The sequence below is a fragment of the Micromonospora sp. HK10 genome, assembly GCF_000982955.1.
GTDB lineage: Bacteria > Actinomycetota > Actinomycetes > Mycobacteriales > Micromonosporaceae > Micromonospora.
On sequence record NZ_KQ058875.1, the window covers coordinates 11,332 to 33,270 of the forward strand.

Here is a 21,939-nt window from a genome sequence, read left to right on the forward strand (position 1 = left end):
GTCCACATACGGTGTCGCTGATCTTCAATGCCTGACACGGGGGAGTGCACATGGCGCAACGCTGGACCCTGCCCGAAAACCGGAGCGGGACAGGCCGTCCCGACCCGATCCGTCACCGCCTGGCCGGACTGACCGCCGTGGCCCTGGCCGCCGCGGCCGGCATGGTCGCCGTCACCGCCGCGACCCCGACGCCGGCCCGCGCCGCCGCCGCACCGGTCTGTGCCGACTCCAAAGCCTCCGAGCGGGAAGCGGTGGCGACGGCCGCCGCGTGCGGCCGGCCCGTGGTGGTCGGCTCGTCGCGGTCGGAGTACACCCAGGTGACCGCCCAGCCGGACGGCCGGCTGCGGTTCGAGTCGGCGGTCGAGCCGCAGCGTACCCGCCGTGCCGACGGCACCTGGGCCGACGTCGACCTGTCGTTGCGGGCCGGCGCGGACGGCCTGCTGCGCCCGGTCGCCTCGGTGGCCGACGTGGCGTTCTCGGCCGGCGGGGACCGGCCCCTGATCAGCCTGAAGCGGGCCGGTCGGTCGCTGACCTTCTCCTGGCCCGGTCGGCTGCCGACGCCCACCGTGTCCGGGGACTCCGCCACCTACGCGGGCGTGCTGCCGGACGTCGACCTGGTGGTACGGGCCACCCACACCGGCTTCACCCACGTGCTGGTGGTGAAGAGCCCGTCGGCGGCGGCCAACCCGGCGGTCCGCGAGATCGCGCTGAAGACCGGCGGCGACGTGACGCTGTCCCGGCACGCGGACGGTTCGCTGACCGCCGCGGCGGGCGCCACCGCCATCGCCCGGTCGCAGCCGGCGGTGATGTGGGACTCCGCGCTGCCGAAGCGCGCCGCGGCGGCCGCGCACGAGGCCGCCCGGGGCCGGTCGGACGCGCTGACCGCCGGGGACGGCGCGCGCACCGCGGCCGTCGCCACCCGGGTCGCCAAGGGCGAGTTGCGGCTGGTGCCGGACGCCGCGCTGCTGGCCGGGGCCACCTACCCGGTCTACGTCGACCCGGCCTGGTCGGTGGCGAAGTCGCGGTGGGCCTACGCGACCAGTGACGGCTGCACCAACACCGACTACTCGGTGGCCCGGGTCGGCTACAGCCCGGACGGGCCGTGCGTCGGGTCGCGGTTCCGGTCGTACTTCGAGTTCCCCACCACCAACGGCTCGGTGTCGTTGAAGGGCAAGTACATCTACTCGGCGTACGTGCAGATGAACCTCTACCACTCCTGGTCGTGCGGGAACACCTGGGCGCACATGTACCTGGTGCCGGTGATCAACGCGACCATGAAGGCGTCCTACTCCGGCATGAAGCTGAAGTCCTGGATGGACTCCGCGGAGGGGCACGCGAACAAGGGCAGCGGATGCTCGGACTCGCCGCAGCCCGACATGACGATGAACTTCACCGGCAGCGGGGTGAAGAGCCAGGTCCAGGCCGCCGCGACCGGCAGCTGGAGCACGCTCACCGTCGGCTTCTGCGCCTGCAACCCGGAGGGCCAGTACGAGACGGCGCAGGACCGCTGGAAGAAGTTCACCCCGGGCAAGGCCAAGCTGATCGTCGACTACGACTCCCGGCCCGGCAAGCCGACCAACTTCCAGATCGCCGGCGTGGCCTGCGCGACCTCCGGCGTGACCACCATCGGCACGCTCAGCCCGACCTTCTCGGCGGTCTACCCGGACGCCGACACCACCCAGGCGCTGACCGGCACCTACGAGTGGATCGAGGTGCCTTCCGGCGGCATGGGCACGGTGACCGACACCTACCCGGCCCGCAAGCCGAAACCGGCGAACGTGTCCGCGCCGGCGAACGGCCGGGCGGTCACCGCCGCCGTCGCCCTGGTCAAGGACAAGACGTACGCGTTCCGGGTGACCGCCGTGGACCCGGCGCCCTACTCGCAGTGGAGCGGCTGGTCGGCCTGGTGCCAGTTCAAGGCGGACACCACGGTGCCTCCGGTCACGGTCACCGTGGTGACCCCGCCGGCCGGTCCGGGCCAGCCCGGCACGTTCAAGATCTCCTCGACGGCCACCGACGTGACCAGCTTCAAGTACGGCTGGACGGGGGCCACCACGAGCGTGGCGGCGACCACGGTCAACGGCGTCAAGCAGGCCACGGTGACCCTGACCGCGCCGAAGTACGGCACGAACATCCTGTACGCCTCGGCGGTCGACGGCACCCTGAACGAGGGCTACGGCAGCGCGGAGTTCATCGTGGGCCGGCCCCGGCCGGCGGTGGCCCGGTGGACGCTGGAGACCTACCCCGGCCAGACCCAGGCGGCGGCGCTGGCCGACCAGCAGTCGGGCTACGGGGACACGGACGGGGCCGGTCCGCTGGTGAAGGACAGCCCGCTGACGGCCAGCAACCTGACCTGGTCCAGTGACACGCACCTGATCGGTGGCTCGGTGGCCACGATGAACGGCACCACCAGCGAGGCGCAGACCGCCATGCCGGTGGTCGACACCAGCCAGTCGTTCAGCGTCGCGGCCTGGCTGCGGCTGCCGGCGATGCCGACCTGGGACACCGTGGCGCTGGCCCAGGACGGCGCCGACGCGGCCGGCTTCCAGCTGGGCACCCGGATGGTGGACTCGGTGGCGAAGTGGTCGTTCAGCATGAAGAACAACTCGGCCCAGTCCAGCGTCACCCGGGCGGCCACGCAGACCATCGAGGTCAGCGAGGTCGGCAAGTGGGTGCACCTGGTCGGCGTCTACGACCGGGCGGCCGGCAAGATCCGGCTGTACGTCGACGACCAGCCGGCCATGGAGTCGGCCGGGCCGAGCACGCCGTGGCAGGCCAACGGGGTGTTCGCGGTGGGCCGTGGCTGGGTCGACGGCGCCAAGAACAAGTACTGGAAGGGCTCGATCGCCGACGTGCAGGTCTATGACCGGGTGTTGGTGGATCACGACTTCACCGGCCAGCTCAAGTCGGATCCCGACTCGGGCGGCGTCGACGAGCCCGGGATGCTGACCCCGACCACCGTCGGCCAGTGGAGTTTCGCCCGTTCTGCCGGGTGCTTCATCCAGGATCTGGCCGACACCTGCCAGGCGGGCGACCTCACCGGCTTCGACCGCTGGCTGGCGCTGCAGCGGGGCGCCGACCCGCTGGCCGACGGCCTGCGGGACACCGGCCTGGCCCTGGACAACACCATCGACGGCCAGACCGGGACCCGGGAGTGGGCCCGGACGGCCTACAAGAAGGGGGTGACCGCGCCGGACGCCGCGGGTCTGCAGTACACGATCTGGCAGAACACCCCGGTGCTGCGCACCGACCAGTCGTTCACCGTGTCGGCCTGGGTCAAGCTGGACCGGACCGATGTGCCGCAGACCGTGCTGGCCCAGGAGGGCAGCGTCAACAACGGCTTCTACCTCTACTACCTGCCGGACAACGGCGGCGAGTGGAAGTTCAAGATGCTCAAGGACGCCGCCACCCAGGACGGCGGCACCGGCTCCACCATCGTGGCCGCTCCGGCGCAGGACCCGGACGCGAGCTGGCACCACCTGGTGGGCGTGCTGGACGTCGGGCACCGCCAGCTCAAGCTGTACGTCGACGGCGAGATCTACCGGTCGGAGACCAGCAGCGCGACGTCCAGCATCCCGCTCAACGCCGCCTGGCAGCCGTGGCAGGCGAACGGCCCGCTCAGGGTCGGCAGCGGCATCGGTGATGCCAACCTGCTGTTCGGCACGATCGACGAGGTCGGCACGTACCAGGGTGCGATGACCGACGCCCAGGTGCGGACGCTCTACGACACCCAGGTGGTGCGGGACCCGACGTCGGGCGAGTGATCCTTCCCGCGCCGGCGGCCACCCGGTCGCCGGCGCGGGGCAGCCTAACGGCGGGTCGGGCCATGTCCGACCCGCCGTTCGCCGTCTCCGGCCGGGGTGGGAGTTGCGCCGGGTGGGATCGGCACGGCGTACCGAGGGGCCGGCCGCCACCGCCGATGTGGGTCTACCGCGCGCTGATTGCGGGGAGTAGTGTCTTGCCTCCAACGCGTGCCGAACCCCTCCGGAGGCGTACACCACCATGGGTGGCTCCCCCCTGCGCATCCTCGTCGTCGGCGCGGGCATCGCCGGTCTCGCCGTCGCGCGGGCGCTGCGCCTGGCGGGGTTCCGGCCGGATGTGACCGAGAAACTTCCCCCGACCGAGCGCGGCGACGTCGGGCTCTACCTGCCCGGCAACGCGGCCCGGGCGCTGCGCCGACTGGACCTGGACGGTCCGGTCCGCCCCCTCGGCGAGGTCATCCACCGGCAGCGTTTCCTCGACGCGGCCGGCGTGCCGCTCTGCGAGGTCGACCTCGATGCCCTCTGGTCCGGGGTCGGGGAGTGCCGGGCGCTGCCCCGCGCCGAGCTGCACCGGGTGCTGCTCACCGGCGCCGGCGGCGCCGTCCGGCACGGCGCCGAGGTGCGCAGCGTCGATCCGCTGCCCGGCGGCGTCGCCGTCGCCTTCACCGACGGCACCCGCGCCGAGTACGACCTGGTCATCGGCGCCGACGGGCCGCGCTCGGCGGTGCGTACCCTGGCCGCGCTCGGCGGCCCGCCGCGCCCCGCCGGCCAGGTGGTCTACCGGGCCGTGGTCCGGGGCGGGCCCCGGGTCACCGACTGGACCGCGCTGCTCGGCCAGCGCGCCGGCTTCCTGGTGGCCCCGATCGGCGCCGGGCGGCTGCACTGTTATGCGGACGAGGCGGGCAGCACGGTCCCGGCGGACCCGCTGGCCCGGCTGCACGAGCTCTTCGCCGACTACGGCGGCCCGGTGCCCGAGGTGCTGGCCGCGCTCGACGACGTGCACGCCGAGCTCACCGAGGAGGTGGAGCTGGGGCGCTGGTTCCACGGCCGGGTGCTGCTCGTCGGTGACGCGGCCCATGCCACCGCGCCGACGCTGTCCCAGGGAGCCGCCATGGCACTCGAGGACGCGGTGGTGCTCGCCGAGTCGCTCAAGGCCGCCAGCAGCGTCGACGCCGCGCTGATCGCGTACGAGAGCCGGCGCCGGCCGCGTACCCGCTGGGTGCGGGACCGGACCCGGGACCGCAACCGGACCCGGGACGTGCCGCCGGCGCTGCGCGACCCGCTGCTGCGCGGGCGCGGCGGACGGATCTTCCAGGAGCACTACCGGTTGCTGGTCGGCCCGCTCTGACGCCGCCCCGGGGGCGGAAGATCGTAGCCGCCCACCCCACGCGGCGTCCCGTCCTACCGGGGACTATCCTCCCTACGGATGACGGCTGCGCAGGATGAGCGCGTGCCGAGCGGGACAACCGAGAACCGGAGGCCACTCGTGACCACCGTCGCACCCAAGCCGGTCGTGACCCGGCCCTGGCCGGTCCGCGAGCCGGTCAAGGGGTCGGCCATCGCGCGGCTGCTGCGCACCACGGACGCGAAGCAGATCGGGATCATGTACATGGTCACCGCGTTCGCGTTCTTCATGATCGGCGGCCTGATGGCCCTGATCATGCGCGCCGAGCTGGCGCGTCCGGGCCTGCAGTTCCTGTCGCCCGAGCAGTACAACCAGCTCTTCACCATGCACGGCACGATCATGCTGCTGTTCTTCGCGACGCCGATCGTGTTCGCCTTCGCGAACTACGTGGTGCCGCTGCAGATCGGCGCGCCGGACGTGTCGTTCCCCCGGCTGAACGCCTTCGCGTACTGGCTGTACCTGTTCGGCGGCACCATGGCCACCGCAGGCTTCCTCACTCCCGGTGGCGCCGCGGACTTCGGCTGGACGGCCTACACGCCGCTGAGCACGGCCGAGCACTCGCCGGGCGTCGGCGCGAACATGTGGGTGATGGGCCTGGCCATCTCCGGTCTGGGCACCATCCTCGGCGCGGTTAACCTGATCACCACGATCCTGACCCTGCGCGCGCCGGGCATGACCATGTTCCGGATGCCGATCTTCACCTGGAACATGCTGGTCACCAGCCTGCTGGCGATCCTGATCTTCCCGCTGCTGGCCGCCGCGCTCTTCGCGCTCGCCGCGGACCGCCTGATCGGCGCCCACGTGTACGACCCGGCCACCGGCGGCCCGATGCTCTGGCAGCACCTGTTCTGGTTCTTCGGGCACCCCGAGGTCTACATCGTCGCGCTGCCGTTCTTCGGCATCATCACCGAGATCATCCCGGTCTTCTCCCGCAAGCCGATCTTCGGCTACAAGGGCCTGGTGGGCGCGACCATCGCCATCGCCGCCCTGTCGATGAGCGTCTGGGCGCACCACATGTTCGCCACCGGCCAGGTGCTGCTGCCCTTCTTCAGCTTCCTGAGCTACCTGATCGCGGTGCCGACCGGCATGAAGTTCTTCAACTGGATCGGCACCATGTGGAAGGGGCAGATCACCTTCGAGACGCCGATGCTCTTCGCCATCGGCTTCCTGGTGACCTTCCTCTTCGGTGGCCTGACCGGCGTGATCCTGGCCAGCCCGCCGCTCGACTTCCACCTGCACGACTCGTACTTCGTGGTGGCGCACTTCCACTACGTGCTCTTCGGCACGATCGTGTTCGCCGTCTTCGCCGGCATCTACTTCTGGTTCCCGAAGATGTTCGGCCGGATGCTCGACGAGCGGCTCGGCAAGATCCACTTCTGGCTGACCATGATCGGCTTCCACACCACGTTCCTGATCCAGCACTGGCTGGGCAACGAGGGCATGCCCCGCCGGTACGCCGACTACCTGCCCAGCGACGACTTCACCACGCTGAACACGATCTCCACGATCGGCGCGTTCATCACCGGCATCTCGACCCTGCCGTTCATCTGGAACTGCTGGAAGTCGTACAAGACCGGGCCGGTGGTCGAGGTCGACGACCCGTGGGGTCACGGCAACTCGCTGGAGTGGGCGACCAGTTGCCCGCCCCCGCTGCGTAACTTCGACCGGATGCCGCGGATCCGCTCCGAGCGCCCGGCGTTCGACCTGAAGTTCCCCGAGTTGGCCGCCGGGCAGACCCTGGCCGGCCCGCCGGAGGGCGGCGCCAAGCCGCTGACCAGCGAGTCCGACGGTGGCGCCAGCTACCAGGAGGACACCGCCGGTAGCGTCGACCGGCGCTGACCGCTCGTCGAACGGGCCCCTTCCCCACCTTCTCCGGTGGCGAAGGGGCCCGTTCCGTGTGTGCTTGCCGGCCCGCACCGCGCGGGGTCCGGGTTCGACCGGGGCGGCGCGGCTGGTCGGGGACGGCCAGGCCGTCGGCGCGGCTGGTCGGGGACGGTTAGGCCGTCGGCGCGTGGCGGTCCAGGAACGCCTTCACCTGATCCCGGATCCCGGCCTCCCCGGTGCCCGGGTCGACCAGGAACAACCCGTGCTGGTTGCTCGGTGCCAGCACCAGCTGCCGCTGGGTGGTCTTCGGCGTGGCGTTGTAGAGCTGCCGCGCCTCGTCCGGGAAGTTCGCCTCCAGCTCGCCCGCGCCGTAGAAGACCGGGACGGTGATCTTCGGGGCTGCCGCGCTGGCGTCCGCGTCACCGTAGGCGGTGGGCGGGGAGAGCGCGATGACCGCGGCCGGCGCCGGGTCCAGCGTCGGGGTGGCGGCCAGCACCGAGGTCGCGCCCATCGACCCGCCCATCAGCACCGTGCGGCCGGCGCCCTCGGCGCGCAGCGTGGCGGCCGCCGCCTGGACCTGCTCGGCCCGGGACACGCCGCTGCCCGGGGAGGAGCCGGACCCGGCGAAGTCGAAGGCGAGCACCCGGTAGCCCCGGTCGGCCAGCTCCCGCCCGTAGGGCAACCACTGGCAGACGTCGCCGCCGGCCATGTGCGCCAGCACCACCCCGGTGCTACCGGTGCCCAGGACGAGGCCGCCCAGCTCGGTGCCGAGCGCCTGACCGAACACGATCCGCCGGCCCCGCTCGGCCAGCCCGGGACAGTCGGCCCCGGTGTTGAGCCCGGCCGACGCCGTCGGCGCCGGAGGCTCGGCACTGCTGCTGGTGCAGGCGGCCATCGCCATCGACAGCGTGGCCACGGCAACGAGGCGTGGAACGGCACGGTTCACGGCAACTCCTCGAGACGCGGTGGTGGAAGCGCTCCCATTCTGTCGAGAAGCCGGGCGCCGGGTTGTCCCCCTTCCCGGCACCGTGTCGAAGCTGTTACGGCGACCGGCCGGACGGACCGCCGGCCCCGGCCGGCCGGTGGTCGGATCCCGACCCGCACCGGCCGGCGAGCGGTCAGACCCCGACCCGCACCGGCTCCCCGGCGGCCGGGCCGGCCGGCTCGCGGCGGTGGCCCAGCGCGACCGGGAGCACCACGATGGCGACCAGCAGGCCGATCACGCCGGGAGCCACGAAGCCCCACAGCGGCGCCGACGCGTCGATCACCGTGCCGGCCAGCGGCGCGCCGAGGGCGATGCCGACGGTGACGGCCGAGCCGTGCAGGCCCATCGCCTCACCCCGTACGGCGGCGGGGGCCAGCCGGCTCACCGCGTCGGCGGTCGAGGCGATGGTGGGCGCGCAGAGCGCGCCGGCCGGCACGAGCGCGAGGCAGAGCAGCCACCAGTGCGCCCCGCCCAGCCCGACCGGGATGGTGGCGAGGCTGAGCGCCGCCATCAGGACCAGCGGGGACGGGGAGCGGGTCAGCGCGCCGTACGCGAAGCCGCCCGCCAGCGACGCCACCGCCCAGCCGGCCAGCACCACGCCGGTCCAGCCCACCTCGCCGCCGGCCCGCAGCACCGCCACCACGGCCACGTCGGTGCCGCCGAGCACCAGCGTGGTGGCCAGGCTGACCGCGAGCACGGCGAGCAGCCGGGGGGTGACCCACTGCCGGCGGGGCACCCGTGGGTGCGGGCCGGCCGGCTCGTCGGCGCTGCGGGTGGGCGGGTCGAGCAGCCAGAAGCCGATCCCCGAGGCGACGATCCCGGCGCCCACCGCCCACATGGTGAGCCGCGGCGACACGGCCGCCGCGAGGGCCACCGCCAGCGCCGGGCCGACCATGAACGACAGCTCGACCGACATCGAGTCCAGCGCGTACGCGGGGCGGCGCCGCTCGGCCGGCACCAGCGCGGCGACCGACTGGCGGACCACCGAGAAGACCGGCAGGGCGACCAGCCCGGCCAGGAACGCCGCCGGCAGCAGCACGGGGTACGGCAACGCCGGCGCGGTCGTCCAGAAGACGCCCTCGGCGATGGTGGTCAGCACCAGCACCGGGCGCAGCCCGCGCCGGTCGACCAGCCGCCCGAGCAGCGGGGCCCCGATCGCGTTGCCGACCGTGGACGCCGCGCCGACCAGGCCGGCCGCGCCGTAGCCGCGGCCGAGGTCGAGCAGGACGTGGAAGGTGAGCGTCACCCCGGTCGCGGTGAGCGGGATGCGCGCCAGCACCGAGATCAGCAGCAGCGAGCGGAGACCGGGCAGGGCGAGTGCCTCCCGGTAAGGCTTCAGGTTCACGACGGTCCGTACCTCCCGCGACATCCTCGACGGGAGGTACGACAGCGGCAACCGATTAGCCGGTCAAGGGTTCCTGATCACAGGCTCGCCGACCATGGTGACCCCGGCGCCGTCCAGCGCCCGCAGCGCCACGTCCAGCGTCTCCGGAGCCACGGCGGCGGTCAGGTCCAGCAGGACGGTGGTGTCGAACCCCTCCCGGGCGGCGTCCAGCGCGGTGGCCCGCACGCAGTGGTCGGTGGCGATGCCCACCACGTCGACCCGGTCGACGTCGTGCCGGCGCAGCCAGTCCGCCAGGCACTCGCCGTCGGCGGCGTGCCCCTCGAAACCGGAGTACGCGGCCGCGTGCTCGCCCTTGTGGAAGATCGCCTCGAGCCGGTCGGTCACCAGGTCGGGGTGGAACTCGGACCCGGCGGTGCCCACCACGCAGTGCCGCGGCCAGGACTCGACGTAGTCCGGCGGATCGCCGAAGTGCGCGCCCGGGTCGATGTGGTAGTCCTTCGTCGCCACCACGTGCTCCCACCGGCCCGGCTCGGCGGCCAGCAGTCGGGAGATGCCCGCCGCCACGCCGGCCCCGCCGGCCACCGCGAGCGAGCCACCCTCGCAGAAGTCGTTCTGCACGTCCACGATGATCAGGGCGTTGCCCATGGAACGGTCCCTCCTCAGCTCGCGGGTACGACGGTCACCGGGACGGCGGGGTCGCCGCCGGAGAGCTTCAGCCCTTCCCAGGGGATGGAGATCAGGCACTGCCGCAGGTGTTCCCGCGACTCGTCGAGGGTGGGCAGCGGCACCGGCTCGCCGGCCGCCACGAAGGAGCGCTGGAGGAGCCGGTCGTTCGGCTGCCGGTCCGGCACGCCCTGGGGCACGATGACCTCCTCGGTGGCGGTGCCGGTCGGCTTGTGCCGGCGCACGGCCACCTTGCGGCCGCCGATCGTGGCCTTGTGCTCGGAGCGCTTGACCACCGGGCGGCCCTCCACCTCCACGAGCTTGTAGACCAGGCCGGCGGTGGGCGCGCCGGAGCCGGTCACCACGGCGGTCCCGGCGCCGTACATGTCGACCGGCTCGGCGGCCAGCGCGGCGATGGCGTACTCGTCGAGGTCACCCGACACGATGATCTTCGTCTCGGTGGCGCCGAGCGAGTCGAGCAGCTCCCGCGACTGCTGGGCGATCACCGCGAGGTCCCCGGAGTCGATCCGTACGGCCCGCAGCTCCGGCCCGGCCACCGCGATCGCGTTCCGGATGCCCTGGCTGATGTCGTACGTGTCGACCAGCAGGGTGGTGTCCTTGCCCAGCGTGGCGACCTGCGAGGCGAAGGCGGCCTGCTCGTCGTCGTGCAGCAGGGTGAACGCGTGCGCCGCGGTGCCCGCGGTGGGGATGCCGTACCGCAGGCCGGCGGCGAGGTTGGAGGTGAACCGGAAGCCGGCCAGGTACGCCGCCCGCGCCGCGGCCACCGCCGACTCCTCGTGCGCCCGGCGGGAGCCCATCTCGATCAGCGCCCGCCCCCGGGCCGCGGTGACCATCCGGGCCGCCGCCGCGGCGACCGCGCTGTCGTGGTTGAGCACCGACAGCGCCAGCGTCTCCAGCACCACGCACTCGGCGAAGCCGCCGGAGACGGTGAGGATCGGCGACCCGGGGAAGAAGAGCTCGCCCTCGGCGTACCCGTCGATGTCGCCGGTGAAGCGGTAGCCGGCCAGCCACTCGGCGGCCCGGTCGTCCACCACGCCGGTACGGCGCAGGAAGTCGATCTCCTCGGGCTGGAACCGGAAGTCGCGGATGAGCTCGATCAGCCGGCCGGTGCCGGCCACCACTCCGTAGCGGCGGCCGGCCGGCAGCCGCCGGCTGAACACCTCGAAGACACAACGGCGGTCGGCCGTGCCGTCGCGCAGGGCGGCGCTGACCATGGTCAGCTCGTAGTGGTCGGTCAGCAGCGCGGGGCGAAGGGTGCTCACGGCCTCCAGCCTAGAGTTCAGGCCGGATCGGTGCCGTCGTGCCCCGGCATCGACCGCAACGCGGCCCGCAGCTCGGCCCGGCCGGCCACGCCGAGCTTGCTGTAGACCCGCTGGAGGTGGTTCTCCACCGTGCGGCTGGACAGGTGGAGCTGCTCGGCGATGAGCCGGCTGGTGACGCCCTCGGCGGCGAGCCGGGCGATCTCCCACTCCCGGTCGCTGAGCGTCGGGCGGAGCTGGCGCAGCGCCGGGGTGGCGAGCCGGTCGCCGCGGCGCAGCAGGGCGGCGAGACGTTCCCGGGCCGGGCCGGTGCCGTCGCGCCCGGCGTGCTGCACGGCCAGCGCGGCGGCCTCGGCGGCGTACACCACCAGGTCGCGGGCGGCGAAGTCGTCGGCGACGGCGAGCAGGTCGGCGGGACTGCCGTCGGCGGCCGCGCGGGCATAGCGGGCGGCCAGCGGCGGCAGCATCCCGTCGACCCGCTCGGAGAGCTCGGTCAGCCGCTGCGCCACGGTACGCCGGCCGCCGTCGGTGCAGGTCGGCCCGACCGGCGCGGCGGCCTGGTCGAGGCGGACCAGGTCGAGCAGGACCAGCAGTTCGTGGCCGGCGAAGCCGTCCGCGCGGAGCCGGTCGGCCAGCGCGCAGAGGTGTTTGACGGCGGCGGGCAGGTCGTCGGCGGCCGCGTACACCGCACCCCGGGCCTGCTCCAGCCAGGGGTAGAGCACCGCCATGCCGGGCGCGTGGGTGCGGTCCGCCTCCGCCATCGCCTCGGCGGCGTGCGTGGCGTCACCGCGCAGCGCGGCGGCCTGCGCCCGCTCGGCGTGCGCCAGGCCGGCGTACACCTGGCTGGTGGCCAGCACCGCGCAGGCGCCGAGGCTGGTCTTGAGCGCCTCGTCGCTGCGCCCCCGCAGCCGGGCCACGTACGCCTGGAGGATGGCCAGGTAGCCGGTGCCGAGCCGGAAGTCGCCGGCGCCGGCCAGGTCGGCGAACTCGTCGGCGACGATCGCGTCGATGCCGGTCAGGTCGCCGGAGAGCGCCAGCCGGGTGCCCCGGGCCAGCTCCATGGCGAGCTGGAGATAGGGCATGTCGTTCCGCCAGCGGGCCGCCTCGGCCTGCACCCGGGCGACGGCGGTGGCGCTGCGCCGGTACTGCCCCTGGGCGGCCTGCAGGTGCGCGATGGTGCAGCGGGCCAGCTCCCGCGCGGCCACCGGCGCGGCCGGCCGGTCCAGCACGGCCTGGGCCAGCCGCAGCGCGGCGCCGGTGTCCAGCCGGTGCAGCCGCATGATCGCCTCGAAGGCGCGGACCCGGGCCTGGTCGGCGGGGTCGGCCAGCGCGGCGCCCTGGGCGGCGATCTCCTCCACGGTGGACTCGCGGCTCAGTCCCCAGTAGCTGACCATGCCCCGCACGGTCAGCCAGCGGCCGCGCCGCCGGTCGTCGTGGATCTCCCCGGCGACCGAGTCGAGCACCTCGATCGCCTCGCTCGACCGGTCGGCGAACATGAGGATGGTGGCGAGCAGCTCGGCGGCGTAGAAGCCGCCGTCGGCCTCCAGCGCGGCCCGGGCCAGCCGGGTCGCCAGCGGCACGTCGTACCGGCCGAAGGCCTGGGCGCCGGCGTCGAGCAGCAGCGCCGGGTCCTGGGCCGTACCGGAATCGAGCCGCCACACGGCGACCCGCAGCAGGTCGTCGCGGCGGCGCTTGCCCACCTGCTCGAGCAGGTCGGCCAGGGTCGCCTGGAGCCGGCGGGTCCGGCTGACCGGGCAGTGCCGCCGGATCACCTCGCCGTAGAGCGGGTGGGCGAGCCGGACGTTCAGCCGCCGGTCGTCGTGGACCATGCTGATCAGGCCGCGCTCTTCGGCCGTCTCCACGTCGTCCGGGTCGACGGCCCGTTGCAGCAGTTGCAGGCCGAGCGGCTCGCCGAAGGCGACCAGCTCGACCACCGACCGCACGCCGGGGGTGAGCTGGCCGATCCGGGTGTCGATCAGGTCGGTCAGGCTGGGTGCCAGCTCCAGCCGGCCGGTCCACTTCCAGATGCCGTACGTGCGGCTCAGCTCGCCGCTGCTCGAGACCGCCAGCACCAGCTCGCGCAGCAGCAGCGCGTTGCCGGCGGAGAGCCGGAAGAGCCGGTCGGCGGTGCCCGCGTCGACCGGCCCGTTGAGGATGGCGGCGAGCAGCCCGGTCGTCTCGGTCGGACCGAGCGGGCCCAACTCGACCAGGTCGACCAGGTCGTCGGTCCACAGGGCCCGGATCGGCAGCGGGATCTGCTCGCCGTTGCGCAGGGTGCCGATGACGGTGGTGTTCTCGGCGCGGGCGATGAGGTGGACCAGCGCTGCCGAGGGCGGGTCGAGCAGGTGGGCGTCGTCGATGGCGAGCACGATCGGCCGGCCGGCGGCCTGTTCCTGGAGCAGGTCCACCGCCCAGCGCAGGATGCCGGCGGGGGAGAGCCCCTGCGGCTGCTCGGCGGGGAGGACCTGGACGAGGCCGCCGAAGGGCAGCGCCGCGGTGGTGGCGCTGGCCGAGACCGACCAGATGGCGTACCGGTCGGGGGAGAGCGCGGCCACCCCCTCCCGGAGCAGCCGGCTCTTACCGACCCCGGCACTGCCGCTGAAGAGCAGGCCGCGCCCGTCCGGACCGCCGATCGCCGACAGCAGGCGGTGCAGTTCGTCCGTGCGGCCGACGAAGTCCCAGCGACTCATCGCTGCAGCATATCGACGCTGTTCCGTATGCGGTCGCATCGTCACGCACCGAAGTTGAGTAATCGCTCGATTACCGGTGAGTATCGTGCCTGTTCGGTGTCGGACACCCGACAGCCGTACTCTTCCGACATCCGGTGTGTCACCACCGGGTCCCCCCATGCGGCCGGTCCACACCCCCGGTCGCCGGATCGGGAGGCCACCTGATGAAGCCGGGTCCTCTGTCGCCGGTCGACCTGCCCAACCCGGGCCGGACCGGCGATTCGCCGCGCTGCGTGCCGCTGCCCACCCGGCTCGGCGCCGGCGAGCCCAGCCCCGAGGAGCCGCTCGCGGTCGTCGTCGCGGGCCCGGCCGGCGCCGGGCGGCGCGAGCTGCTCGCCGGCCTGCTCGACGTGGACCCGGGCATGCTGGTCGCGCCCGAGGGCAGCTACCTGCTGGTCAACCACGCGCGGGTGGCGACCCGGGCGGCGTACGTGCCCGGCTACCGGCAACCCCACTCCTACGGGGTCGACCCGCTCGCGGCCGGGCCGGCACTGGCCCGGCCGCCGCGCCGGGTGGAGCTGAGCCTGCCCAACCCGCTGCTGCGCCACTTCTCGATGCTCGACACGCCGGACACCGGCGCGCTCGGCGTCGCCGGCAACCGGGTGCTGCTGGAGACGGTGGGCCGGGCCGGCGCGCTGCTCTTCGTCATCTCCGCCGACCAGGCGTTCACGGCTGCGGAGCTGACCCTGCTCAGCGAGGTCGCCCGGGCCCGGGTGGAGGTGCACTTCACCGTCACCCCCGGTGCGGCCGGCTGGACGGCCCCGGTGGACGGCCCGGCGGTGACGGACGACTCGGGGGCGTCCGAGCCGTCGGCCGTCCGCCGGGGCGGCACCGCTCCCCGTTCCGCCGGGCGGCCGGTCGACCCGGTGGAGGTCTGCCTCGCCGCGCACCGGGCCGCCCTGCTCTCCGCGGTGCCCGACCTGGCCGCCGCCCGCTGGCACGCGGTGCTGCCGACCGACCACGCGCCGCTGCGCCGGGCGCTGGTCGGCTGGGCCGCGGACGAGGGTCTGCGGCGGTCCAGCGTCCGCCCGCCGGAACCGCCCGGCGCGCACGGCAAGGTGCCCGTCGTGCCCGGCCTGGATGTCGGTGACCTCGTGGAACGGCTGGACCGGCGGACCCGGGCCTGCGCCCAGCGGATCCGCCAGCACCTCGCCTTGGAGCTGGCCAACATCCACCTGCGGGTGGTGCAGGAGATCGTCTTCGGGGTCGGCTGCGCCGGCCTGCCGCAGCTGCTCGACCGCGAGATGGAGGCGCTGTCGCTGCTGGCCACCGCACAGTGCGACGAGGCGGCCCGGAGCGTCGTCGACGAGACGGCCGCCCGGGCCTTCGGGGCGCCGCTGGCCGAGGGGGTACGCCGGCGGATCACGCACGCCGTGCGGTGGGGCCTCGCCGACTACCCGGCCGGCCGGGAGCTGGACAAGGTGCTCCTGGTCACCAGCACGGCCGGGGTGGCCGGGCTGGCCGGTGGCGGCGCGTTCGAGGCGCTCGCCGGCTTCCCCGGCGCGGACCGCGACGAGGTGCTGCCCCCGGTCGGGGTGGCCCTCTCCGGTGGCTGCTGGCAGCACTGGCGGCTGCCCGGCAACGACGATCCGAACGGGGCGCGCTCCTGGGCCCAGCGGGCCCTGCGCGAGGTGGAGCTGGAACTGTCCCGCGAGGTGTCCCGCCGCTTCGAGGTGATCCGTCTGTCGCTGGGCGCGGTGCTCGCCGATGCTGTCGACCACGGCATTCTGCTCGCCTGACGGGGCGGCCGCCGCCCGACCGGCCGGGCGGCGGTGCGCGGCCCGGGAGGGTGATCCCGGCGGGCGCGGCGTTCCGGTTCCTCGGTTCCCGGGATCCGGTGGCACGATGGGGGGCATGGCGGCTCCACAGGTTGCACCGGTCGAGACGCCGGACACCGACCAGGTGCCGGCTTCCGACCGGCCGTGGGTGACCATCGTCTGGGACGATCCGGTCAACCTCATGACGTACGTGACCTGGGTGTTCCAGAAACTCTTCGGATACAGCCGGGAGAAGGCCGAGCAGCTCATGCTGGATGTGCACCACAAGGGCAAGGCGGTGGTCTCCAGCGGGGCCCGGGAGCGGATGGAGCACGACGCCTCGCAGCTGCACGCGTACGGGCTCTGGGCGACCGTGGAGCGGTCGTGAGGGCGAGGAGAGGGCCGGTGGCAGGCCCGCGGGTGCGGACAAGGACGGCGTTGTGAGCATGTTCCGTCGCCACGGCGACCGTTACGTCGCCACCTTCGCGGTCGACGAGGTGCGGGTGCTGCGCAAGGTGGCCTCCGAGGTGGTCGGCCTGCTGACCGACGGCTTCGACCACACCGACCCGGTGGTCGGCCGGCTCTTCCCCGAGGTCTACCCGGACGACGCGGCGAGCACCGCGGAGTTCCGCCGCTACACCGAGGGCGATCTGAAGACCGCGAAGATCGACCAGGCCGGCGCGATCCTCGCCGCGCTGCCCGACGGGGAGGCCGGCGGCGAGGTACGCCTCGACGCGGAGGCGGCCGAGGCGTGGCTGCGCGCGCTCAACGACGCCCGGCTGGCGATGGGCGTACGCCTGGAGATCAAGGACGGCACCGACCTGGGTGAGGAGCTCGACGACGCGGTCGCCGAGGACCCCAGCTCGTCGCGGGTGTTCCAACTGTCGGTCTACGCGTATCTCGGCTATCTGCAGGAATCCCTGCTCAACGCCCTGATCGACTGAGTGGTGACGGTCGCCACCCTCGCCGCTCGGGAGGGCCAGGCGCTAGGCTGGGCGGCGTGCTGAGCATCGACCGGTCGATCATCGACGCGATCGTGGCCCACGCGCGTCGGGACCACCCGGACGAGGCGTGCGGCGTGGTCGCCGGTCCCGCCGGCAGCGACACCCCGACCCGGCACATCCCGATGGAGAACGCCGCCCGCTCGATGACCTTCTACGAGTTCGACTCGATGGAGCAGCTGCGGGTGTGGCGGGAGATGGACGACCGCGACGAGGAACCGGTCGTCATCTACCACTCCCACACCGCCACGGAGGCCTACCCGTCCCGCACGGACATCTCCTTCGCCGGTGAGCCCGGGGCCCACTACCTGCTCGTCTCGACCCGTGAGCCCGACACCGAGGAGATCCGCTCCTTCCGGATCGTCGACGGTGCGGTCACCGAGGAGCCGGTCCGGATCGTGGCTGCCGCCGTGGACCCGCACGCCGTCCAGTCCTACATGTTCGGGCAGAGCCCGGCGACGGTCGACTACGAGTGTTCCGGCCGCTGATCTTCTCAGCGCCCGGCACCGCACTCTCACCCGTCACCTGGCACACCCGGACAAGGAGCACGAGACATCATGGCCATCGAGGTTCGCATCCCCACCATCCTGCGCAGCTACACCGGCGGCGCGAAGGTCGTCGAGGGCAGCGGTGATACGCTGGGCGACCTGCTCACCGATCTGGACTCCCGGCACGGCGGCCTCCGGGCCCGGCTGGTCACCGACGCCGGCGTGCTGCACCGGTTCGTCAACGTCTACGTCAACGACGAGGACGTCCGCTTCCTGGGCGCGCTCGACGCCAAGCTCAACGACGGCGACAGCGTGACCATCCTGCCGGCCGTGGCCGGCGGCGCCTTCGGCTTCGCGGCGGCCGCCGCCCTGGCCGGGCACCGCACGCCCGTCGCCCGCTGAGGGCGGGCGTCATGACGCGGTACGACAGCCTGCTCGACGCGTGCGGCGGCACGCCCCTGGTGGGGCTGCCGCGGCTGTCGCCGGCGGTGCCCGAGGGGGCGCCGCCGGTGCGGCTCTGGGCGAAGCTGGAGGACCGGAACCCGACCGGCAGCATCAAGGACCGGGCGGCGCTGTTCATGGTCCGCGCGGCCGAGGAGGCCGGCCGGCTCCGCCCCGGTGCCACCATCCTGGAGCCGACCAGCGGCAACACCGGCATCTCGCTGGCCATGGTGGCCAAGCTGCGCGGCTACCGGCTGGTCTGCGTGATGCCGGAGAACGTCTCGACCGAGCGGGTCCAGCTGCTGCGGATGTACGGCGCGGAGATCATCTTTTCGCCGGCCGCCGGTGGCTCGAACCAGGCCGTCGCCACCGCGAAGCAGATCGCCGCCGAGCACCCGGACTGGGTGATGCTCTACCAGTACGGCAACGAGGCGAACGCCCGCGCCCACTACGAGACCACCGGGCCGGAGCTGCTGCACGACCTGCCCACGATCACCCACTTCGTGGCCGGGCTGGGCACCACCGGCACGCTCATGGGCACCGGGCGCTACCTGCGGGAGAAGGTCGAGGACATCCAGATCGTCGCGGCCGAGCCGCGCTACGGCGAGCTGGTCTACGGCCTGCGCAACATCGACGAGGGGTACGTTCCCGAGCTGTACGACGCCGGGGTGCTCTCCCGGCGTTTCTCGGTGGGCACCCGGGACGCGGTGCTGCGCACCCGGCAACTCGTCGAGGTGGAGGGGATCTTCGCCGGCTTCTCCACGGGCGCGATCCTGCACGCCGCCCTGGCGGTGGCGCACGAGGCGATCCGGGACGGCCGCCGCGCCGACGTCGCATTCGTGATCGCCGACGGCGGCTGGAAATACCTGTCCACCGGGGCGTACGGCGGCACCCTGGCCGACGCCGAGGATGCCCTGGAGGGTCAGCTCTGGGCCTGAACGCCCGACCGTCGGGCCGGTCGACGAACCGCGTCGACCGGCCCGACGGCCGGCTCCGGGACCGGACGTGTGTGGGTGTCACGTTAGTGACAACTTCCGGTAGATGATTCTTGCCCGAGCGGGCCGACGCGTAGGCTGCGCAGCGTGACGAACGCGTCGGTAGAGATCATCGACGGAGTCATTGCCGGCGTGTCGACTACCAAGCGTGACATCGGGGCAACCCGATGCGACTGACCGTCCTGGGCTGCGCGGGCAGCTTCCCCGGCCCCGAGTCACCCTGCTCCGCCTACCTGGTCGAGGCGGAGGGCTTCACGCTCCTGGTCGACTTCGGCTCCGGGGCGCTCTCCACCCTCCAGCGCTACGCCGGGCTGCACGCGCCCGACGCGATCCTCCTCACCCATCTGCACTGCGACCACATGCTCGACGCGGTGACCTATGTGGTGGTCCGCCGGTACGCCCCGGACGGCCCGTACCCGCCCATGCCGGTGTACGCCCCGGCCGGCGCCCCCGACCGGCTCAACGCCGCCTACGGCCAGCCGGACGGCACGCTCGAGGACGTCTACCAGTTCTACGCCCTCGAACCGGGCACCTTCCCGATCGGCCCGTTCAGCGTCACGGTCGACCGGATGAACCATCCGGTGGAGACGTACGGCGTGCGGCTGGAGCACGGCGGCAAGGTGCTCTGCTATTCGTCGGACACCGCGCCTAGCGACGCGCTGCTGCGCCTGGCCCAGGGCGCCGACGTGTTCCTCTGCGAGGCCAGCTACCTCGACGGGGTGGAGAACCCGCCGGACCTGCACCTCACCGGCCGGGAGGCGGGCGAGTACGCCACCAAGGCGGGGGTGGGCCGGCTGCTGCTCACCCATCTGGTGCCGGCGTGGGGCAGCGAGTCGCACACGGTGGAGGCGGCGGCCGGGGCGTACGCCGGCCCGCTGGACGTGGTCCGCCCCGGCGCCTGCTACGACATCTGACCGGCGCGCCGGGGTGGTGCCGCCGGCCGGCCGGCGGGGCAGCCGCGCCCCGGTCACCCGCCCTAGGATCACGCGGGTGACCGACCCCTCCTCCGGCCCACCCGGCCCGAACCCGCCGTCCGGCTGGCCGCCCGCCCCGCCGCCGCCCGCGCCGGGCAGGCCGGCGCCGGCCAGCCCGCCGTACCCGGCGCCGGCCGGCCCGCCGCAACCGGCGTATCCGGGGTCGGGTGGGGGTCCGCCGCAACCGGCGTATCCGGGGTCGGGTGGGGGTCCGCCGCAACCGGCGTATCCGGGGTCGGCCGGCGGGCCGCCGCAACCGGCGTATCCGGGGTCGGGTGGTGGTCCGCCGCACCCGCCGTACCCGGCGCCCTTTCCGGCCGGCCCGCAGCCGGCGCCGCGCAAGCGCTCCGGCGGCGGCCGGGTGGTGGGCATCCTGCTCGCCGTCGGCGCGCTACTGCTCGGTCTCTGCTGCTGCGGCGCGTTCACCTACAACGGCTGGTACCAGCCCCGCCAGCTCCAGCAGCAGCGCGAGGAGATGGTCGAGGACGCCGGCGTGCCCGCCGGCTTCACCTCCTCCGGCGTGAAGACGGACGACAAGTGGGCCGCCGCCAGCTACGAGCTCCGCTGCCCGCGCGGCACCTGCCCGGTCGACGTGGCGCAGAGCCTCCAGGCGTGGCTGGTCAACGCCGGCCTGCCGATCACCGTGGACCGGATGCGGACCTGCCTGGCCGATCCCGACCTGCCCACCTGCCGCGTCTTCCGGTGGGAGCGGGACGGCTTCGAGATCACCGCCAGCGTGGTCGCCTCCCTGCCGCGTGGCGGGCGGAGCACCATCGACGGTTCGGTCACCGCGACGTTGAGCGTCGGCTGGCACGACTGAACCGGGTGGGCACCCGGGGGCGGTTCGCTCCGGGCACCACATAGGGTGCAGGCATGGCGCGACCTGACGGGCGGCGGCCCGACCAACTCCGACCGGTGACGCTGACCCGGGGCTGGAGCACCCACCCGGAGGGCTCGGTGCTCGTCGAGTTCGGTGCGACCCGGGTGCTCTGCACGGCGAGCGTCACCGAAGGGGTGCCCCGCTGGCGCAAGGGCTCGGGCCTCGGCTGGGTGACCGCCGAGTACGCGATGCTGCCCCGGGCCACCAACACCCGCTCGGACCGGGAGAGCGTCAAGGGCCGGGTCGGCGGGCGGACCCACGAGATCTCCCGGCTGATCGGCCGCAGCCTGCGGGCCTGCGTCGACCTGAAGGCGCTCGGCGAGAACTCGGTGGTGCTCGACTGCGACGTGCTCCAGGCCGACGGCGGCACCCGGACCGCCGCGATCACCGGCGCGTACGTGGCGCTGCACGACGCGGTGACCTGGCTGGCCGAGCGGAAATCGCTCGCCGGCAAGGTGGAGAAGGTGATGCACCGTTCGGTGGCCGCGGTGAGCGTCGGCATCATCGCCGGTGAGCCACGGCTGGACCTCTGCTACGAGGAGGACGTGGCGGCCGAGGTCGACATGAACGTGGTCTGCACCGGCACCGGCGACTTCGTCGAGGTGCAGGGCACCGGCGAGGCCGGCATCTTCGCCCGCGACCAGCTCGACGCGCTGCTCGACCTGGGGGTGGCGGGCTGCCTGGAGCTGGCCGACGCGCAGCGGAAGGCGCTGAACTGATGAACTGGCCGACGCGCAGCGGAAGGCGCTGAACTGATGACCTGGCTGACCCGCGGCGGAAGGCGCTGAACATGAACAAGGTCCTGCTCGCCACCCGGAACCGCAAGAAGCTCGTCGAGTTGCAGCGGATCCTCGACGGCGCGCTCGGCGCGCACCGGATCGCCCTGGTCGGCCTCGACGACGTCGAGGAGTACCCGGAGCTGCCGGAGACCGGGCTGACGTTCGGCGAGAACGCGCTGATCAAGGCGCGGGAGGGCTGCCGGCGTACCGGCCTGCCCACCATCGCCGACGACTCGGGGCTGTCGGTGGACGCGCTCAACGGCATGCCCGGCGTGTTCAGCGCCCGCTGGTCCGGCCGGCACGGCGACGACCGGGCCAACCTCCAGCTGGTGCTGGACCAGGTCGCCGACGTGCCGGACGAGCAGCGGGGGGCCGCGTTCGTCTGCACCGTCGCGCTGGTGCTGCCCGGCGGCAAGGAACACCTGGTCGACGGCCGCCAGCCCGGCCGGCTGCTGCGCGCCCCGCGCGGCGACGGCGGCTTCGGCTACGACCCGATCTTCCTGGGCGACGGGCAGGAGCGGACCAACGCCGAGCTGACGCCCGAGGAGAAGGACGCGATCAGCCACCGGGGCAAGGCGCTGCGCGAGCTGGCCAAGCTGGTCGCAAAGGTGCTCCCGCCGGTCGCCTGAGCA

The 21,939-nt window shown here is 73.5% G+C and carries 18 protein-coding genes; 13 read left to right on the forward strand and 5 right to left on the reverse strand.

Features of this window, described 5'->3' with window-relative positions:
* The first annotated feature begins 50 nt into the window (after positions 1-50).
* The 3 genes from LQ51_RS25245 to ctaD all read left to right on the forward strand — a co-directional run bounded on the left by LQ51_RS25245 (position 51) and on the right by ctaD (position 7,005).
* Positions 51-3,764: a LamG domain-containing protein gene (locus LQ51_RS25245; protein WP_052745049.1), complete on the forward strand. Its 3,714-nt coding sequence runs from the start codon at positions 51-53 to the stop codon at positions 3,762-3,764.
* A 238-nt stretch (positions 3,765-4,002) separates the two neighbouring features.
* Positions 4,003-5,109: an FAD-dependent monooxygenase gene (locus LQ51_RS25250; RefSeq protein ID WP_046569852.1), complete on the forward strand. Its 1,107-nt coding sequence runs from the start codon at positions 4,003-4,005 to the stop codon at positions 5,107-5,109.
* 138 nt (positions 5,110-5,247) lie between these two features.
* Positions 5,248-7,005, forward strand: a complete 1,758-nt coding sequence (gene ctaD / locus LQ51_RS25255; protein ID WP_046569854.1) for an aa3-type cytochrome oxidase subunit I — start codon at positions 5,248-5,250, stop codon at positions 7,003-7,005.
* Positions 7,006-7,162: 157 nt separating this feature from the next.
* Here ctaD and LQ51_RS25260 read toward each other — a convergent pair whose 3' ends face one another.
* The 5 genes from LQ51_RS25260 to LQ51_RS25280 form a co-directional block, all read right to left on the reverse strand.
* Positions 7,163-7,936, reverse strand: coding sequence for an alpha/beta hydrolase family protein (locus LQ51_RS25260; protein ID WP_156313219.1), 774 nt, complete (start codon positions 7,934-7,936; stop codon positions 7,163-7,165).
* 172 nt (positions 7,937-8,108) lie between these two features.
* The gene (locus tag LQ51_RS25265; protein ID WP_046569858.1) at positions 8,109-9,344 is read right to left on the reverse strand and encodes an MFS transporter; all 1,236 of its coding nucleotides are present in this window, start codon (positions 9,342-9,344) and stop codon (positions 8,109-8,111) included.
* Positions 9,345-9,383: 39 nt separating this feature from the next.
* Positions 9,384-9,965 carry an isochorismatase family protein gene (locus tag LQ51_RS25270; RefSeq protein WP_046569860.1) on the reverse strand — a complete coding sequence of 194 codons (582 nt, stop codon included), beginning with the start codon at positions 9,963-9,965 and terminating at the stop codon, positions 9,384-9,386.
* 14 nt (positions 9,966-9,979) lie between these two features.
* A complete protein-coding gene (locus tag LQ51_RS25275; protein WP_046569861.1) occupies positions 9,980-11,266 on the reverse strand; it encodes a nicotinate phosphoribosyltransferase in 1,287 nt (428 codons plus the stop codon).
* A gap of 17 nt (positions 11,267-11,283) precedes the next feature.
* Positions 11,284-13,953 (reverse strand): LuxR C-terminal-related transcriptional regulator, encoded by a 2,670-nt coding sequence (locus LQ51_RS25280; protein ID WP_046569863.1) that lies wholly within the window; start codon positions 13,951-13,953, stop codon positions 11,284-11,286.
* Between the two features lie 203 nt (positions 13,954-14,156).
* On the opposite strand from LQ51_RS25280, the gene LQ51_RS25285 reads away from it, so the two are divergent.
* From LQ51_RS25285 to rdgB, 10 genes are all read left to right on the forward strand, one after another.
* Positions 14,157-15,731: a P-loop NTPase family protein gene (locus LQ51_RS25285; RefSeq protein ID WP_046569864.1), complete on the forward strand. Its 1,575-nt coding sequence runs from the start codon at positions 14,157-14,159 to the stop codon at positions 15,729-15,731.
* Positions 15,732-15,846: 115 nt separating this feature from the next.
* Positions 15,847-16,137 (forward strand): ATP-dependent Clp protease adapter ClpS, encoded by a 291-nt coding sequence (gene clpS / locus LQ51_RS25290; protein ID WP_046569865.1) that lies wholly within the window; start codon positions 15,847-15,849, stop codon positions 16,135-16,137.
* Positions 16,138-16,195: 58 nt separating this feature from the next.
* Positions 16,196-16,693, forward strand: a complete 498-nt coding sequence (locus LQ51_RS25295; protein WP_197087907.1) for a DUF2017 domain-containing protein — start codon at positions 16,196-16,198, stop codon at positions 16,691-16,693.
* A gap of 56 nt (positions 16,694-16,749) precedes the next feature.
* Positions 16,750-17,238, forward strand: a complete 489-nt coding sequence (locus LQ51_RS25300; protein WP_046569867.1) for a M67 family metallopeptidase — start codon at positions 16,750-16,752, stop codon at positions 17,236-17,238.
* A 69-nt stretch (positions 17,239-17,307) separates the two neighbouring features.
* Positions 17,308-17,640 (forward strand): MoaD family protein, encoded by a 333-nt coding sequence (locus tag LQ51_RS25305; protein ID WP_046569869.1) that lies wholly within the window; start codon positions 17,308-17,310, stop codon positions 17,638-17,640.
* Between the two features lie 11 nt (positions 17,641-17,651).
* Positions 17,652-18,617: a PLP-dependent cysteine synthase family protein gene (locus tag LQ51_RS25310; RefSeq protein ID WP_046569874.1), complete on the forward strand. Its 966-nt coding sequence runs from the start codon at positions 17,652-17,654 to the stop codon at positions 18,615-18,617.
* Between the two features lie 224 nt (positions 18,618-18,841).
* Positions 18,842-19,588 carry an MBL fold metallo-hydrolase gene (locus LQ51_RS25315; protein ID WP_046569880.1) on the forward strand — a complete coding sequence of 249 codons (747 nt, stop codon included), beginning with the start codon at positions 18,842-18,844 and terminating at the stop codon, positions 19,586-19,588.
* Positions 19,589-20,009: 421 nt separating this feature from the next.
* Positions 20,010-20,468 (forward strand): hypothetical protein, encoded by a 459-nt coding sequence (locus LQ51_RS25325; RefSeq protein WP_046569884.1) that lies wholly within the window; start codon positions 20,010-20,012, stop codon positions 20,466-20,468.
* A 53-nt stretch (positions 20,469-20,521) separates the two neighbouring features.
* Positions 20,522-21,247 carry a ribonuclease PH gene (gene rph / locus LQ51_RS25330; RefSeq protein ID WP_046569885.1) on the forward strand — a complete coding sequence of 242 codons (726 nt, stop codon included), beginning with the start codon at positions 20,522-20,524 and terminating at the stop codon, positions 21,245-21,247.
* 71 nt (positions 21,248-21,318) lie between these two features.
* Positions 21,319-21,936, forward strand: a complete 618-nt coding sequence (gene rdgB / locus LQ51_RS25335) for an RdgB/HAM1 family non-canonical purine NTP pyrophosphatase (RefSeq protein WP_046569887.1) — start codon at positions 21,319-21,321, stop codon at positions 21,934-21,936.
* The last annotated feature ends 3 nt before the right edge of the window (positions 21,937-21,939 follow it).